We start from the raw sequence: 14601 nt of genomic DNA, 5'->3' as shown, positions 1-14601 counted from the left end.
AAAGGTTGGCTGCCTATAGGCGAGCGATTTCCCGCTGGCAACGGTCTTTTGCGCAAAAAAGCGCAGGCAATCCTGATCTCGATCAACTGTCCGGAAAAGCGCGCGATTCCGGCGCGGCAGGCCGGTGTTTCGACCGGACATTACTCCTGCGTAACGCCCGGAACGATGCCCCTGCCCGACCATTGATCCCCCATCGGCGCCACCAAGCGCGTCGCTTTAAAATGAAGGAGAAGGACGATGGGATATCAAGATAATCGCCGCTATGGCGAAGATCGCTATTCGACCGGCTGGGACCGGGGCGATCGCTTCCGCAGCCAGCGGGATGCGCGCGACGACCGCGGCTATCGCTATGGGACGCGCGGCCAGTTTGGCGGACCGGACTATCGCCGTCCCCCCGCCGACTATGATTATGACGATCGCGGCTTTTTCGACCGCGCGGGCGATGAAATCCGCAGCTGGTTCGGCGATGAAGAGGCCGAGCGCCGCCGGGAATATGACGAATATTATAATCGCCCCTATGGCGACCCGCGCGACCAGTCGAGCCGGCTGGGCTTTGCCTCGGCATCAGGCAAGGATTATCTGCCGGGACGTGGCTATGTCCCCTATAGCGGCGAACGCAGCGGCTATGGCAATGAAGACCATGGCTATCGCGTCCGGGGCTACGGGCCACAGCAGGATTATGGCGCCCATCATGACAGCAACTATCATGCCTGGCGCCAGCAGCGGATCGACGAGCTGGACCGCGACTATGGCGAATATCAGCGCGAAAATCGCGATCGCTTCAACAGCGAATTCGGCACATGGCGCAACCGCCGGGGCGAGCAACGTCAGGCCATCCAACAGGTGCAGGAACATCAGGAAGTCGTCGGCAGCGATGGCGAACATGTCGGCACCGTGGACAAGCTGCGCGGCGACCGCATCATCCTGACTAAGAATGATCAGGATGCCGGTGGCGTGCATCATTCCATCCCGTCAAGCTGGATCAAGTCGGTCGACGCGACGAAGGTAACGCTGGAGAAGACGGCCGCACAGGCGCAGGACGCCTGGCGTACCGAGCGTGAGCAGAATGCGCTGTTCGGTGATCGTGATCGCGATCAGACCCGTGGCGGCTGGACCGGCGAAGGCTATGCCAGCAGCACCGCCTATAGCGGCAAGCGCTATCGTTAAGCATCGCATGCCTAATCTAGGCCGTTCGTGCTGAGTAGGGACTGAGCGAAGTCGAAGGCCCGTATCGAAGCATACAAGGGGTAGCGCCTAATCCTTCGATACGCCGCTTCGACTTCGCTCAGCGGCTACTCAGGACGAACGGGGTGATCCTAACAGGAAGGCCCGGCCATCGCGCCGGGCCTTTTTCATGCCTGCTTGCCTCGACGCACCCGCTAGTGCCAAACCGGCCCATCCTTCCCTGTCGAGGCCGTCATGCCGACCATAGCGCTGCTCGTCCTGTCCAACCTGTTCATGACCGTGGCCTGGTACTGGCATCTGAAGGGCGGCATGGAAAAGCCGCTACTGCTGGTCATACTGATAAGCTGGGGCATCGCCCTGTTCGAATATTGTCTGGCCGTGCCCGCCAACCGCATCGGTTACGCCCATGGCTGGAGCGCAGGACAGCTCAAGGTCGTGCAGGAAGCGATCGCGCTGATCATCTTCGGCGGGTTCATGGTCATGGTGCTGGGCGAACCGCTGCACTGGCGCCATCTGGCGGCCTTCGGCTGCATCATGGGAGCCGTGGGTTTCCTGTTCATCGGCCGCTGATGGCCTGCATCTGGCTTCCTCACCTGTCCGGCAGCAGCAGGCTCGAATCCCCATAGCTGTAGAAACGATAGCCGGTTTCGATCGCATGGCCATAGACAGCCTGCATCTTTTCCGTTCCCATCAAGGCACTAACCAGCATGAAGAGCGTAGATTTGGGCAGATGAAAATTGGTCATCAGCCCGTCCACCACCCGAAAACGATAGCCTGGCGTGATGAAGATGCGGGTTTCGTCGGCAAAGGGACGCAGCAGACCATCCTCCCCGGCCGCGCTTTCCAGCAGGCGCAGCGACGTGGTGCCCACCGCGATCAACCGGCCGCCCGCTGCCCGCGCCGCATTAAGCCGATCGGCGGTCGCGGCATCGATGCGCCCCCATTCGGCATGCATCCTGTGGTCGTCCGTATCGTCGGCCTTGACCGGCAGGAAGGTGCCCGCGCCGACATGCAGCGTCAGCGTCTCGGTCTGCACGCCAGCCGCCGCGATCACCGCCATCAGATCGGGCGTGAAGTGCAGCGCGGCGGTGGGCGCGGCGACGGCGCCATCCTCCCGCGCAAACATGGTCTGATAATCGCTGCGGTCGCGCTCGTCGGTCGGGCGCTTGCTGGCGATATAGGGGGGCAGCGGCATCCGCCCTGCCCGCTCCAGCAGCACTTCGACCGGCTCGTCGCCTTCGAAGTCCAGCGTCACGCCGCCATCCTCGTCGCGCGGCCCGGCAATGGCCGTCACCCCCGCGCCGAAATCGATCCGGTCGCCCGCCCGCACCCGCTTGGCATTGCGCAGGAAGGCCTGCCACTGGCGCAGTCCCTGCCGCTTGTGCAATGTCGCGCCGATCCGCGCTTCACCCCGCATGCCTTCCAGCTGGGCGGGAATGACCTTCGTATCGTTGAACACCAGCACATCGCCAGCCCGCAGCAGCGACGGCAGATCTCGCACGATCCGATCCTGCATCGGCGCATCGCCCGGCACCAGCAGCATGCGCGCGCTGTCCCGCGGGGATGCGGGCCGCAATGCGATATTCTCCGGCGGCAGGTCGAAATCGAACAGGTCTACGCGCATGGCAGGAAAGACTTCATCCAAATAGCTTGGCCCCGTCCGCTTCGGCAGAAGCGACCGGGGCCTTGAAAGTGCAGCAAAAGCCGAACCGGCTTATTTCTTCTTCGGCGCAACCTTCTTGGGCGCAGGCGTGTCGATGATCGACACCGGCGGTGCGGGCGGCGGTGGCGGCGCGGCCGTGAATGGCGGCTTGCCGTCGCTCTCGATCGACGCCTGAAGGATCACGCTCGGGTCGGCCGGCGGCTCACCCTGATGAATCGCGTCGACATATTGCATCCCTTCGATCACGCGACCGAAGACGGTATATTTCTTGTCGAGTTGCATGCGCGGCAGCAGCACGATGAAGAACTGGCTGTTGGCGCTGTCCTCGCTCTGGGCGCGCGCCATCGAAACGGTGCCGCGCAGATGGGGCATCACGTTGAATTCGGCCTTCAGATCAGGCAGCTGCGAACCGCCAGTGCCGTCGCCTTTGGGATCGCCGCCCTGCGCCATGAAGCCGGGAATGACGCGGTGGAATTTCAGACCGTTGTAAAAGCCCTGGCGCGTCAACTCCTTGATCCGCTCGACATGGTTCGGCGCGATGTCGGGGCGCAGCTGGATGCGCACCCGCCCGCCGCTCGACAGGTCCAGATCCCAGATATTCTGCGGATCGGCCGGCACGGTCGCGGGAGGCAGTTTGACCACCGTTTCGGTGCCCAGCGACTTGGCATTGTCCTGCGCGCGCACGGCCGCTTCGGCCTTCTTCATCTCTTCGGCATTGCCGCCGCCACCGCCACCCTGGGCGAAAGCCACACCGGACGCGGTGAGGGCGAAGCCGATCGCCACGGTCTTGAGCGCGCTAGTGAAACGCATGAATGACGCTTTCCTTAAACAAATTTGCCCGGTGGGTCGCACCGCCCTGATAGCGCGCTGATCGGGATTGGCAACTGAACGCAGGCTGAAACGGAAGGATTACCCCCCCTTTCGACCGATCTTGTCCACCCGCGCCACCACTTCATCGCGTACGGCAGGGCTGACGAACTTGTGGATCGGGCCGCCATAAAGCGCAATTTCCTTGACCAGACGCGATGCGATCGGCTGAAGCGACACGTCCGCCATCAGGAAGACCGTCTCAACCCGGCCGTTGATCTGCTGGTTCATGCCCGCCATCTGATATTCATATTCGAAGTCGGCGACGGCGCGCAGCCCGCGGATGATCACGCTGGCACCCTGCGATTCGGCAAAGTCCATCAGCAGCGAATTGAAGCCAGTGACGACGATCTCCGTATCGATCCCCGCGCATTCGCGGCGCACCATCTCCAGCCGCTCCTCGTCGGAAAACATGGGCGACTTGCTGATATTGGTGGTGACGCCGATCACCAGCTTGTCGACCAGCTTCGCGCCGCGCCGGATGATGTCCATATGCCCCAGGGTGACGGGGTCGAACGTGCCAGGATAGACGCCGATACGCTGCTTGCTCATGGGCTTAGCGATCCCTTTCCACGATATAATCGGCGATGGCGCGCAGCAGGTCCGCTTCCGCGCCATAGCCATGAAGATGCGCCTTCGCCTGTTCAACCAGCATATGCGCCCGCTCCCGCGCCGGTTCCACGCCCAGCAGCGAAACGAAGGTTTCCTTGCCCGCCGCCGCATCCTTGCCCAGCGCCTTGCCGGCCAGTGCAGCATCACCCTCGACATCCAGCAGGTCGTCGGCAATCTGGAAGGCCAGGCCGATGTCACGGGCATAGCCGTGCAGCCGCGTGCGCGCCTCATACGGCAGGCGCGCCATGATTGCGGCGGCCTCCACGCAGAAGGCGATCAGCGCCCCGGTCTTGAGATTTTGCAGCCGCGTCACGGTGGCGAGGTCGAAGCGGGCCTTTTCCGCTTCCAGATCCATCATCTGTCCGCCCGCCATGCCGACGGGACCACTGGCCAGCGCCAGTGCCTTCACCAATTCCACGCGCACGAACGGATCAGGATGGGTTTCCTCGTCGGTCAGCACCTCGAACGCCAGATCGTGCAGGCAGTCGCCCGCCAGAATCGCGGTCGCCTCATCGAACATCTTGTGCACCGTCGGTTTGCCGCGACGCATATCGTCATCGTCCATCGCCGGCAGATCGTCATGGATCAGCGAATAGACATGGATGCACTCGATCGCGAGGCCAACACGCAGCGCCGAGTCGCGGGAGATGTTGAACAGGTCGCTCGCCGCACGGACCAGCAGTGGGCGCAGCCGCTTGCCACCGCCGATGGCGGCATGGCGCATCGCTTCATAAAGCCGGGCACGGGCATCGTCCGGCACCGCCAGAAGCCGGTCGAACGCGGCATCGATATCCGCTGCCACGCCGGCCGCGCCAGCCTTGACCAGATCGCCTGCGGAGGCGCTCCCTCCCCCGGCCATGATGCTCAATCCGCGCCGAATGCTTGTGCGCCGGTGACCGCGCCATTGGCGTCCACCGTCAATTTCGCGATCCGCGCTTCGGCCGCCTGCAACCGCTCTGCGCAGCGCTTCCGCAACTCCTCGCCCTTCGCATAGAGCGAGATCGACTCGTCCAGCGGCACGTCGCCGCTTTCCAGCCGACGGACAATCTGTTCCAGGGCGCGCAGCGCATCCTCGAAAGAGAGGGTCGCAAGATCGGGGGTCGAAGGTTCCTCAGCCATATCTCCTGCATTGGCCGCCGCCACGCCCACGGTCAAGCCCGCGCCCGGCATTTATGCCCAGCCGTCATCGAACCGTCATGACGTCATATCAGGGATGATAGCGGAAAAAGCATCATTTTGCGTTGACCCCCATGTTGCACATGCACATAAAAGGATCACCATGAAACAATATCTCTCCCTGATCGCCGTTGCGAGCGTCGCCCTGCTGTCGGCTTGCAACAAGAATGACGAACCCGAAGTCGTGGGCGGCCCTGCCGACCCGATGGCGGCCCAACTGGCAAACGCCGCGCCGGTCGAGCTGCCGCCTTCGGTCAAGGCGAACAAGCAGTATCGCTGCAAGGACAACAGCCTGATCTTCGTCGACTTCATGAGCGACGACAAGACCGCCCTGCTGCGCACGGAGAAGACCGGCACCGCGACGACGCTGAAGGCCGCCGAAGCCGGCCAGCCCTTCACCGCCGAGGGCGGCTTCGAGGTCAAGGGTTCGGGCAACGACGTGACCATCACCGTGCCGGGCAAGAGCGGCCAGGCCTGCCACGTCTGATCCGACGCCTTTCGGGACACCAACAGGCCGGGCCTTCGGGTCCGGCCTTTTTTATTGTGCGGCGCGCGCAGCTTCCTTCTCCCCGCGGGGGAGAAGAATACGCAGCCTTGCGAGCGGAGCGAGCGAGGCGAAGTTGGAAGAGGGGGATGAGGCGGCGCACTGAACAAGCATCTACTCCTCACACACGCGCCATTGTGATTCCCCGCCGCCCTCGCTAAAGGCGCGCTCATGTCCAGCACCGCACCCCAGATCACCCCGGAAGTCGTCGCCGAACATGGCCTCAGCCCGGAAGAATATGACCGCGTATTGAAGGCGATCGGCCGTGAGCCGAACCTGACCGAACTCGGTATCTTCTCGGTGATGTGGTCGGAGCATTGCTCCTATAAATCCTCCAAGATTCATCTGATGAAGCTGCCCACCAAGGGGCCGCAGGTCATTTGCGGTCCGGGCGAAAATGCGGGCGTCGTGGATATCGGCGATGGTCAGGCCGCCATCTTCAAGATGGAGAGCCACAACCACCCGTCCTACATCGAACCCTATCAGGGCGCAGCGACTGGCGTTGGCGGCATCCTGCGCGACGTCTTCACCATGGGCGCGCGCCCGGTGGCCAACATGAACGCGCTGCGCTTCGGCCGCCCCGATCACCCCAAGATGAAGCATCTGATCGCCGGCGTGGTGCATGGCATCGGCGGCTACGGCAATTGCGTGGGCGTGCCGACCGTGGGCGGCGAAGTGAATTTCCACCCCGCCTATGACGGCAATATCCTGGTCAACGCGATGACCGTTGGCGTCGCCGACACCGACAAAATCTTCTATTCGGCCGCCAGCGGCGTGGGCAATCCGATCGTCTATGTCGGCTCCAAGACCGGCCGTGACGGCATCCATGGCGCGACCATGGCGAGCGCGGACTTTGGCGACGACGCCGACGCCAAGCGCCCCACCGTGCAGGTCGGCGATCCCTTCACCGAAAAGCTGCTGATCGAGGCTTGCCTTGAACTGATGGCGTCGGACGCGATCGTCGCCATTCAGGATATGGGCGCGGCTGGCCTCACCTCCTCCAGCGTGGAAATGGCGTCGAAGGGCGGCGTGGGCCTCCACCTCAAGATGGACGACGTGCCGCAGCGCGAAACCGGCATGACCACCTATGAAATGATGCTGTCGGAAAGCCAGGAGCGCATGCTCATGGTGCTCAAGCCCGGCCGCGAGGCTTTCGCCGAAGCGATCTTCAAGAAGTGGGAACTGGACTTCGCCGTCATCGGCCATGTCACCGACACCGGCCGCATGGTGCTGGAGCATAAGGGCGAGATCGTCTGCGACATCCCGCTCGCCCCGCTGGCCGACGACGCGCCGCTTTACGACCGTCCCTCCATGCCCAAGGACGAGTATAAGCTCTGGTCGAAGGTCGAACCGCTGGGCGACATCGCCGAAAGCGCCGACATCGGCGCGGACCTCGTCACCCTGATGGGCAGCCCCGACATCGCCAGCCGCCGCTGGATCTGGGAACAGTACGATCACATGGTCGGCGCCGACACGGTGCAGCGCCCCGGCGGCGACGCCGCGGTCGTGCGCGTCCATGGCGCGCAAAAGGGCATTGCGATCAGCACCGACTGCACGCCGCGCTACTGCTATGCCGACCCCTATGAAGGCGGCAAGCAGGCGATCGCCGAATGCTATCGCAACCTGAGCGCCGTGGGGTCCACCCCGCTCGCCGTCACCAACTGCCTCAACTTCGCCAACCCGCAGCGCCCCGAAATCATGGCGCAGCTCACCGGCTGCCTTGAGGGCATGGGCGACGCCTGCCGCGCGCTGGACTTCCCGATCGTGTCGGGCAACGTCTCGCTCTACAATGAATCGAAGGCGACCGGCGGTGGTTCGGCGATCCTGCCGACCCCGGCGATCGGCGGCATCGGCCTGCTGGCGGACGTGGACGTCATGGCGACGGTCGCGTTCAAGAATGAGGGCGACGCGATCTGGCTGATCGGCGGGGAAGGCTCCCACCTCGGCCAGACCATCTGGCTGCGCGAAATCGCCGGCCGCGAAGCCGGTGAAGCCCCCAAGGTCGATCTGGTCGCCGAACGCACCAATGCCGACCTCGTCCGCGCGCTGATCGCACAGGGCAAGGCAACCGCGGTGCATGATATCGCCGATGGCGGCCTGATCGTCACGATCGCGGAAATGGCGCTGGCCGGCAAGATCGGTGCGACGCTGGACGTCACGCTGACCACCGCTTCGGCCTTTGGCGAGGACCAGGGCCGCTATGTCGTCACCACCCCGGCCGATGTCGTCGTGCCCGGCGCGGTGAAGATCGGCACCGTCGGCGGCACCACCGTCGCAGGCGTCTCGATCGACACGCTGCGCACCGCCCATGAAGGCTTCTTCCCTGCCCTAATGGACAGCGAACTCTAAGATGAATGGCAGAGAGAGGCGTTAGCGCCTCCCTCTTGCCCGCTCTCGCAGAGCGACTACCCTCCCCGACCGGAGGGCAAGACATGACGACAGGCTATTCCGGCACCCCGCTGGCGAAGAAGCTCAGCCTCAAACCCGGCCTGCGTGCTTGGTGGGAGGATATGCCCGCCAGCGTCATGGCGGACATTGGCGACAGCGGCGTCATCCCGCTGCCCGCGCCGCAACCGCCGATCGACGCCGCCCATATCTTCGTTACCGACCGCGCCACGATGGAGGCCCGCATCGCCGCCCTGCGCCCGCTGCTCGCCCCCACCGGCTTCCTGTGGATAAGCTGGCCCAAAAAAGCCGCCAAAGTCCCGACCGACATCACGGAAGACGTGATCCGGGCCGTCATCCTGCCCGTCACCGATCTGGTGGATGTAAAGGTCTGCGCCGTCGATGCCATCTGGTCCGGCCTCAAGCTGATGATTCGCAAGTCAGCCCGCTGACACCAGCGCCAGCCGCTCCACGCCCACCCGGTTGCGCCCGCTGCGCTTGGCGTCATACAGCGCGCGATCGGCACTATCGACCAGCGCTGCCGGGTCTGCATCCCGCGCCAGCAGATGCGCCAGGCCGATGCTGACCGTCACTACCCCGCCCGGCGCAGGCAGGCGGCGCCCCTCGACCGCCGCGCGCATCTGTTCCGCCATGGCGGCAGCCTCGCGCGGATGGAGGCCGGGCATGATCACGGCAAATTCCTCCCCGCCATAGCGCGCCACCAGATCGGTGCCGCGCCGGGCATGGGCCGCCAGCGCCGCCGCCACCTCCCGCAGGCGCGCATCGCCGACCGGGTGGCCATATTGATCGTTGAGCTGCTTGAAATGGTCGATGTCGATCATCATCAGCGCCAGCGCCCCGCCCTGTCGCCGTGCCCGTGCAGCTTCCCGGCGCAGCACCTCATCGAACAGGCGGCGATTGGCGAGCCCGGTCAGCGCATCGACATGCGACAATTCCGCCAGCCGATCCTGCTCGTCATAGCTGCGCAACTGCACCAGCACGCTACGCAAGCCATAGCCCAAAGTCGCGACCACGCAGCCCGCTACCGCCAACCGCGCATCATGCGACAGCAGCAGCCCCGACACTGTCAGCACCGTCGTCGGCAGCATCAGCGGACTGCCTGCCCGTACCAGTCGGGCAAAGCGGCGCGACACGACCGGCATCGCACCACCGCGCCACACCATCGCCAATCCCGCCAGCAACAGGAAGGGCAGGTCGATCAACAAGTCCGGCCACAGACCATAATCGCTGTCGCTCTCGACATGATTGATATAGGCCGCAACCAGCAGATAGACGCCGGCATAGGCCGCCAGCACGCGCAGGAAATCGCGCTGCCGCTCCTCCTGACAGGCGATCAGCCGGACGATCGCGAAGAGCAGGATATAGCTATTCTCTATATCGAACAGCAGCCGGAGCGCCGCCGCCCCGCTGTCATCCGCCCCAACCGGCGTCGCCATCGCAAACACATAGCGAAAGAAAAAATAGCCCAGCGCGCCCGCCAGCACCGCATCGACCAGCCGCACCGGCCATGCCTCATCCAACGGGCTGGCCAGAGCGAAGATCAGGGGCACACCATAAAGGACATAAAGCAGCATGCTGAGGTTGCCGACACCTGATCCATCCTGCATCAGCATGCTGACCATGGTCGCCGCCATGCCGCCCGCCCAGAAGAGCATGGCCACCGCCAGCGGCATCCATCCTTCCCAGCCATCCCGCATCGCCCGATGCAGGCAGATGCCCGCCGCCAGCAACGGCGTGCCGATCAGGAAAAGGAAGGAGGCATGGGCAGACTGATCCCCCATCGTCGCCAGCAGGGCCGCGTGGATCAGCAACAGCAGGACAGGCCCGGCCACAACCGCAGCGCCCCGTAGCTGCGACGGTGCCTGCGTCTCCGCGCAATCAGGGGCGCGTGCTGTCTCCATGAGGCCATGGATAGCGGGAAAGAGGTTAATCTTTAGCTGCTGCCCCTAAGACTTAATAATGATAGCGCTATCAGATCGCGGATATTATGCTGATCACGTAAAAGAAGGAGAGGATATTTGCGCCCGATCGCCCGCGCCGCCCTGTTGTTCTGCGTCAGCTTCGCCGCACCGGCGTTGGCAAGCCCCGCCCGCTTCGACGATTTCCGCTATGACGGCCGGACGCAGGAACAGGTGGCGACCGCGCCCGGAGACTATCGCAATCCGATCCTGTCGGGCTATTATCCCGATCCGTCGATCACCCGCGTCGGCGACGCCTATTATCTCGTCAATTCCTCCTTCGCGCACTATCCGGGCCTGCCCGTCTTCCAATCGACCGACATGGTCCACTGGCGGCAGATCGGCAACGCGATCGACCGGCCCGGCCAGTTCGATTTTTCCGGTCTGCGCACCTCACGCGGCATGTTCGCGCCCGACATCTCCTGGCATGACGGGCTGTTCTACATCGTCGGCACCTGCGTCGATTGTCGCGGCAATTTCGTGATGACCGCGCGCGATCCGGCCGGGCCATGGTCCGACCCCACATGGCTGCCGTTCGAGGGGATCGATCCGTCCCTCTACTGGGAAGGCGACCGCGCCTTCATCGTCAACAACCGCGCGCCTGCCGAGCCTGCCCGCTATGAAGGGCATCGCGCCATCTGGGTGCAGGAATTCGACTGGCGCGCGCGCAAGATGACCGGCCCATCGACCCAGATCGTCAATGGCGGCGTCGATATCAGCAAGCAGCCCGTCTGGATCGAAGGCCCCCATCTGCTGAAGCGCGAAGGTTCTTATTATCTGATCGCGGCCGAAGGCGGCACCGGCGACAATCATAGCGAAGTGGTGTTCCGGTCACGCGACCTGCGCGGCCCTTTCCTCCCCTATGCGCATAATCCGATCCTCAGCCAGCGCAACCTGAACCCCGATCGCCCGAATCCGGTGACATCGGCCGGCCATGCCAAGCTGATCCAGACGCAAAAGGGCGACTGGTGGGCAACCTTCCTCGCCACCCGCCCTTATGGCACGGACCTTTATAATATCGGGCGGGAAACCTTCCTGCTGCCGGTCATATGGCGGGACGGCTGGCCGCATATCCTGCCGGACGGCGCGCCCATCCCCTATACAGCGCCGCGCCCCGACCTGCCGAAGGAAACAACCGATGTGCCGCCGACCAGCGGCGACTTCTCCTGGCATGACGATTTCAACGGTCCACGGCTAAGCCCGGCGTGGATCGGCATCCGCACGCCAAAGCAGCCCGTCTATCGGCTGGAAGGCGGCGCGCTGATCCTGAACGGCACCACGCCGATCGGCGACCTGTCCGGCGCCCCGGCCTTTATCGGGCGACGGCAGCAACAGCATGTCGCCACCGTCTCGACCCGGCTGACCTATCGCCCCGAAGCGGAGGGCGACCGGGCCGGGCTGGTGGCGATCCAGTCCGACCGCAGCTTCCTCTTCTTCGGCATCCTTCAGAGCGGCGGCGCCCCGCACATCGCCCTGCTGGCGCGCGAAGATACGGACAGTGACCGCCTGATCGCCTCCGCCCCGATCGATCCCGCTAAGCCCGTCACCCTGATCCTGCACATGGATGGCGGCCGGATGCGCGCCAGCTATGACAGCGGCGATGGCGCCCGGACATTGGCAGCCGATGTCGATATCGGCTTCCTCAGCACGAAACAGGCCGGCGGCTTCGTGGGCACGATCATCGGCCCCTATACCTGGGCGGCGCGCGTCACCCGGCCGATCAGCAACTGATAGACGTCGCGGCCACCCGCCGCATCATAGGCCGTCATGACCCGGCGCAATGCCGCCGGGCCGAGCGGCCTGCGCCCCGCGTCCGGCACGACCGCGCCAATGCCCTTGAGATGCGCCAGCAAGGCCCGCGCGCCATGGGCCTCCAGCAGGACCGTCTCTTCAAAGGCGAAGGCATCGTCATGCCCCGCCAGCATAGCGCGCAGAGCCTCGATCGACGGATAGTCCGGCACCCCGCTTGCCTCCCCACAGGCAGCATGGGCGGCGCGCCAGCGCGCAAAGCTGCCCTGCCCCATGGTCGAAAAGATCAGGCTGCCTCCCGGCCGCAACAGCCCGGCCAGCCGCCCGATCGCCGCCGGAAGGTCATCGAACCATTGGAAGGCCAGGCTGGACAGGATCAGGTCGAACCACGGCCCGTCGAACGGTGGCGCTTCGCCATCCATGGCCAGAAACTGCCCCGCAACCCGGCCATGCGACGCCGCCTGCTCCAGCATGCCCGGCGAAATATCGGTGGCGATCAGTTCCGCGCCCGGCCAGCGGGACTGGATGTCGCGGGTCAGCAGGCCCGTGCCGCACCCCACCTCCAGGATGCGCGCCACGCCCTGTCCCCTCTGCCGCTGCGCAATATCCGCCACCATCGTCGCGGCCAGCCGCTGCGGCCCGGCATGCGCCTCATAATGGCCGGCCGCCGCACCGAAGGCGTCGCTTATCCGTTGTTTGCGGCTGTCATTCATGGGTGCGGCATTGTCGATTTGCAGGGCCGTGGTCAACGCCTTGGAGCCGCAGGCTAGGTGCCGCGGGCAAATTCAGGTGCCGTTAGAGGGCGCGGGCGGATTTTTTTGGGGCGGACCTTCTTTACCCCTCTCCCTTGAGGGAGAGGGCTGCGGAGACTTGGCAGCTTGCTGCCTAGTCGTAGCTGGGTGAGGGGGCTACAACCTCACACTAATGCGCTGAAGCTGCGCCAATCCCCCTCATCCAACTTCGCCTAACCGCTACGCGGTAAGGCTTCGTATCCTTCTCCCTCCAAGGGAGAAGGAGTGACAAAAATGGCCGCCTTCCTCCATCCCGAACATATGCACGCCGCCCAACCGCGCGAAAATACGACCGCAAGGAACAAGAGTCTTTTCACCGCCTGTGCAAAGGCTCTAGGCGCATTGGCAACGCCTTACCGACCGCCCCCAAAGGAACCTGCACGCCATGTCATCCTCCCCCCGCATTCCCGCCATGGACGTGCTGCGTGGCTGCGCGGTCATGGGCATAGTGTGGATGAACATCACCGCCTTCGCCCTGCCGCAAAATGCCTATATCAATCCGGCGGTGTCGGGCTGGACGGGCGCCGGGGACGTGGTTTTCTGGGCCATCAGCCTGTTGTTCGTCGACGGCAAGATGCGCGGCCTGTTCGCCCTGCTGTTCGGCGCGTCGATGCTGCTGCTGATCGATCGGGAGGAAATGGCCGGGCGCGACGGGCGACGCACGCAGATGGTTCGCCTCGGCTGGCTGTTCGTGCTGGGCTGCGCGCATTTCTTCCTGCTGTGGTGGGGCGACATTTTGCGCGTCTATGCGCTGGTCGGCCTGTTCGCGATGCTCTTCGTCCGACTGGAGCCGCTCGATCTGGTCAAGCGCGCCTTCCTCTTCTTTCTGCTGCAATTCCTGCTGGTCGCAGCCTTTATCGCCAGCCTCTATCTCTGGCGGAACGGCGCCGCCGCGCCGGATGCCAGCATCGCCATGCGCACCGGCTTCACCGATTTCATGAGCGCCCTGTCCGATCCCGCCAACACCGCGACGCAGGGCGAAATCCTCACCTATCGCAGCGGCTTTGCCACGATCCTGCAATCGAAACTGGCCGAATTTCCCGGCGAATGGGTGTGGGGCTTCCTGTTCACCGCCTTTGAGACGCTGGGCTTCATGCTGCTCGGCATGGCGATGCTGAAGGGCGGTTTTCTGACCGGCGGCTGGGAAGCGGAGCAATATCGCCGCACCGCCCGTCATTGCTTCCTCATCGGCCTGCCGCCCATGGCGGCGCTGGCCCTGTGGGTATGGTGGAGCGGCTTCGCCCCCCTCCCCGCCTATGGCGTCGCGCTCGTCTGGTCGCTGCCCTTCCGCATCCCGCTGACCGTCGGCTGGGCGGCGCTGATCCTCTGGCTGATGGCCCGCCATCGCACCAGCCCGCTGGTCGGCCGTATCGCCGCTGCGGGCCGGATGACGCTCAGCAACTATCTGGGCACCAGCCTGATCATGACCGCGCTCTTCTATGGCTGGGGCCTTGGCCTGTTCGGCCATGTCCGCCCAGCCCTCCTCCCGCTGTTCGTGCTGGCGATCTGGGCGGTAATGCTGCTCTGGTCGAAACCCTATGCAGCGCGATTCGCGATGGGACCGGCCGAATGGGTCTGGCGCAGCCTGTGCCTCAGCCGGCCGCAAAAGATTCGCAAAATCACCTGATTACTATTGCGACCTATTATCAT

The 14601-nt window shown here is 64.4% G+C and carries 14 protein-coding genes; 7 read left to right on the top strand and 7 right to left on the bottom strand.

What is annotated here, in order from left to right; genetic code table 11:
- Window positions 1–237 precede the first annotated feature (237 nt).
- A complete protein-coding gene (locus BMY84_RS04995; protein WP_093081180.1) occupies window positions 238–1167 on the top strand; it encodes a DUF2171 domain-containing protein in 930 nt (309 codons plus the stop codon).
- Window positions 1168–1419: 252 nt separating this feature from the next.
- On the top strand, window positions 1420–1755 hold the full coding sequence (locus BMY84_RS04990) for a DMT family protein (protein ID WP_093081178.1): 336 nt from the start codon (window positions 1420–1422) through the stop codon (window positions 1753–1755).
- 19 nt (window positions 1756–1774) lie between these two features.
- Here the strand turns inward: BMY84_RS04990 and queA are convergent, their stop codons facing one another.
- From queA to BMY84_RS04965, 5 genes are all read right to left on the bottom strand, one after another.
- Complete coding sequence (gene queA, locus BMY84_RS04985) at window positions 1775–2809, bottom strand: tRNA preQ1(34) S-adenosylmethionine ribosyltransferase-isomerase QueA (RefSeq protein WP_093081175.1); 1035 nt, start codon at window positions 2807–2809, stop codon at window positions 1775–1777.
- Between the two features lie 90 nt (window positions 2810–2899).
- A complete protein-coding gene (locus tag BMY84_RS04980) occupies window positions 2900–3658 on the bottom strand; it encodes a peptidylprolyl isomerase (protein WP_093081173.1) in 759 nt (252 codons plus the stop codon).
- 99 nt (window positions 3659–3757) lie between these two features.
- The gene (gene coaD, locus BMY84_RS04975; protein ID WP_093081170.1) at window positions 3758–4267 is read right to left on the bottom strand and encodes a pantetheine-phosphate adenylyltransferase; all 510 of its coding nucleotides are present in this window, start codon (window positions 4265–4267) and stop codon (window positions 3758–3760) included.
- A 4-nt stretch (window positions 4268–4271) separates the two neighbouring features.
- On the bottom strand, window positions 4272–5186 hold the full coding sequence (locus BMY84_RS04970; RefSeq protein WP_093081779.1) for a polyprenyl synthetase family protein: 915 nt from the start codon (window positions 5184–5186) through the stop codon (window positions 4272–4274).
- A gap of 5 nt (window positions 5187–5191) precedes the next feature.
- Window positions 5192–5446 (bottom strand): exodeoxyribonuclease VII small subunit, encoded by a 255-nt coding sequence (locus BMY84_RS04965; RefSeq protein ID WP_093081777.1) that lies wholly within the window; start codon window positions 5444–5446, stop codon window positions 5192–5194.
- Window positions 5447–5606: 160 nt separating this feature from the next.
- Between BMY84_RS04965 and BMY84_RS04960 the strand changes: the two genes are divergently transcribed.
- The 3 genes from BMY84_RS04960 (at window position 5607) to BMY84_RS04950 (ending at window position 8884) form a co-directional block, all read left to right on the top strand.
- Entirely contained in the window at window positions 5607–5990 is a 384-nt protein-coding gene (locus tag BMY84_RS04960; RefSeq protein WP_093081168.1) for a hypothetical protein, read from the top strand.
- A gap of 228 nt (window positions 5991–6218) precedes the next feature.
- Complete coding sequence (gene purL, locus BMY84_RS04955; protein WP_093081165.1) at window positions 6219–8396, top strand: phosphoribosylformylglycinamidine synthase subunit PurL; 2178 nt, start codon at window positions 6219–6221, stop codon at window positions 8394–8396.
- A gap of 83 nt (window positions 8397–8479) precedes the next feature.
- Window positions 8480–8884, top strand: a complete 405-nt coding sequence (locus tag BMY84_RS04950; protein WP_093081162.1) for a hypothetical protein — start codon at window positions 8480–8482, stop codon at window positions 8882–8884.
- Here the strand turns inward: BMY84_RS04950 and BMY84_RS04945 are convergent.
- Window positions 8873–10285, bottom strand: coding sequence for a GGDEF domain-containing protein (locus BMY84_RS04945; protein WP_177203896.1), 1413 nt, complete (start codon window positions 10283–10285; stop codon window positions 8873–8875). The genes BMY84_RS04950 and BMY84_RS04945 overlap by 12 nt on opposite strands.
- Before the next feature lie 186 nt (window positions 10286–10471).
- On the opposite strand from BMY84_RS04945, the gene BMY84_RS04940 reads away from it, so the two are divergent.
- Window positions 10472–12142 (top strand): glycoside hydrolase family 43 protein, encoded by a 1671-nt coding sequence (locus BMY84_RS04940; protein ID WP_093081157.1) that lies wholly within the window; start codon window positions 10472–10474, stop codon window positions 12140–12142.
- On the opposite strand, the gene BMY84_RS04935 is transcribed toward BMY84_RS04940, so the two are convergent.
- Entirely contained in the window at window positions 12100–12873 is a 774-nt protein-coding gene (locus BMY84_RS04935; RefSeq protein WP_093081774.1) for a methyltransferase domain-containing protein, read from the bottom strand. The genes BMY84_RS04940 and BMY84_RS04935 overlap by 43 nt on opposite strands.
- 463 nt (window positions 12874–13336) lie before the next feature.
- On the opposite strand from BMY84_RS04935, the gene BMY84_RS04930 reads away from it, so the two are divergent.
- Window positions 13337–14578 (top strand): DUF418 domain-containing protein, encoded by a 1242-nt coding sequence (locus BMY84_RS04930; protein ID WP_256215056.1) that lies wholly within the window; start codon window positions 13337–13339, stop codon window positions 14576–14578.
- The last annotated feature ends 23 nt before the right edge of the window (window positions 14579–14601 follow it).

The sequence above is a fragment of the Sphingobium sp. AP50 genome (assembly GCF_900109095.1).
In the GTDB taxonomy this organism is placed as follows: Bacteria; Pseudomonadota; Alphaproteobacteria; order Sphingomonadales; family Sphingomonadaceae; genus Sphingobium.
The sequence above is the reverse complement of the archived record's forward strand: the minus strand, read 5'-3'. Positions and strand labels throughout refer to the sequence as shown.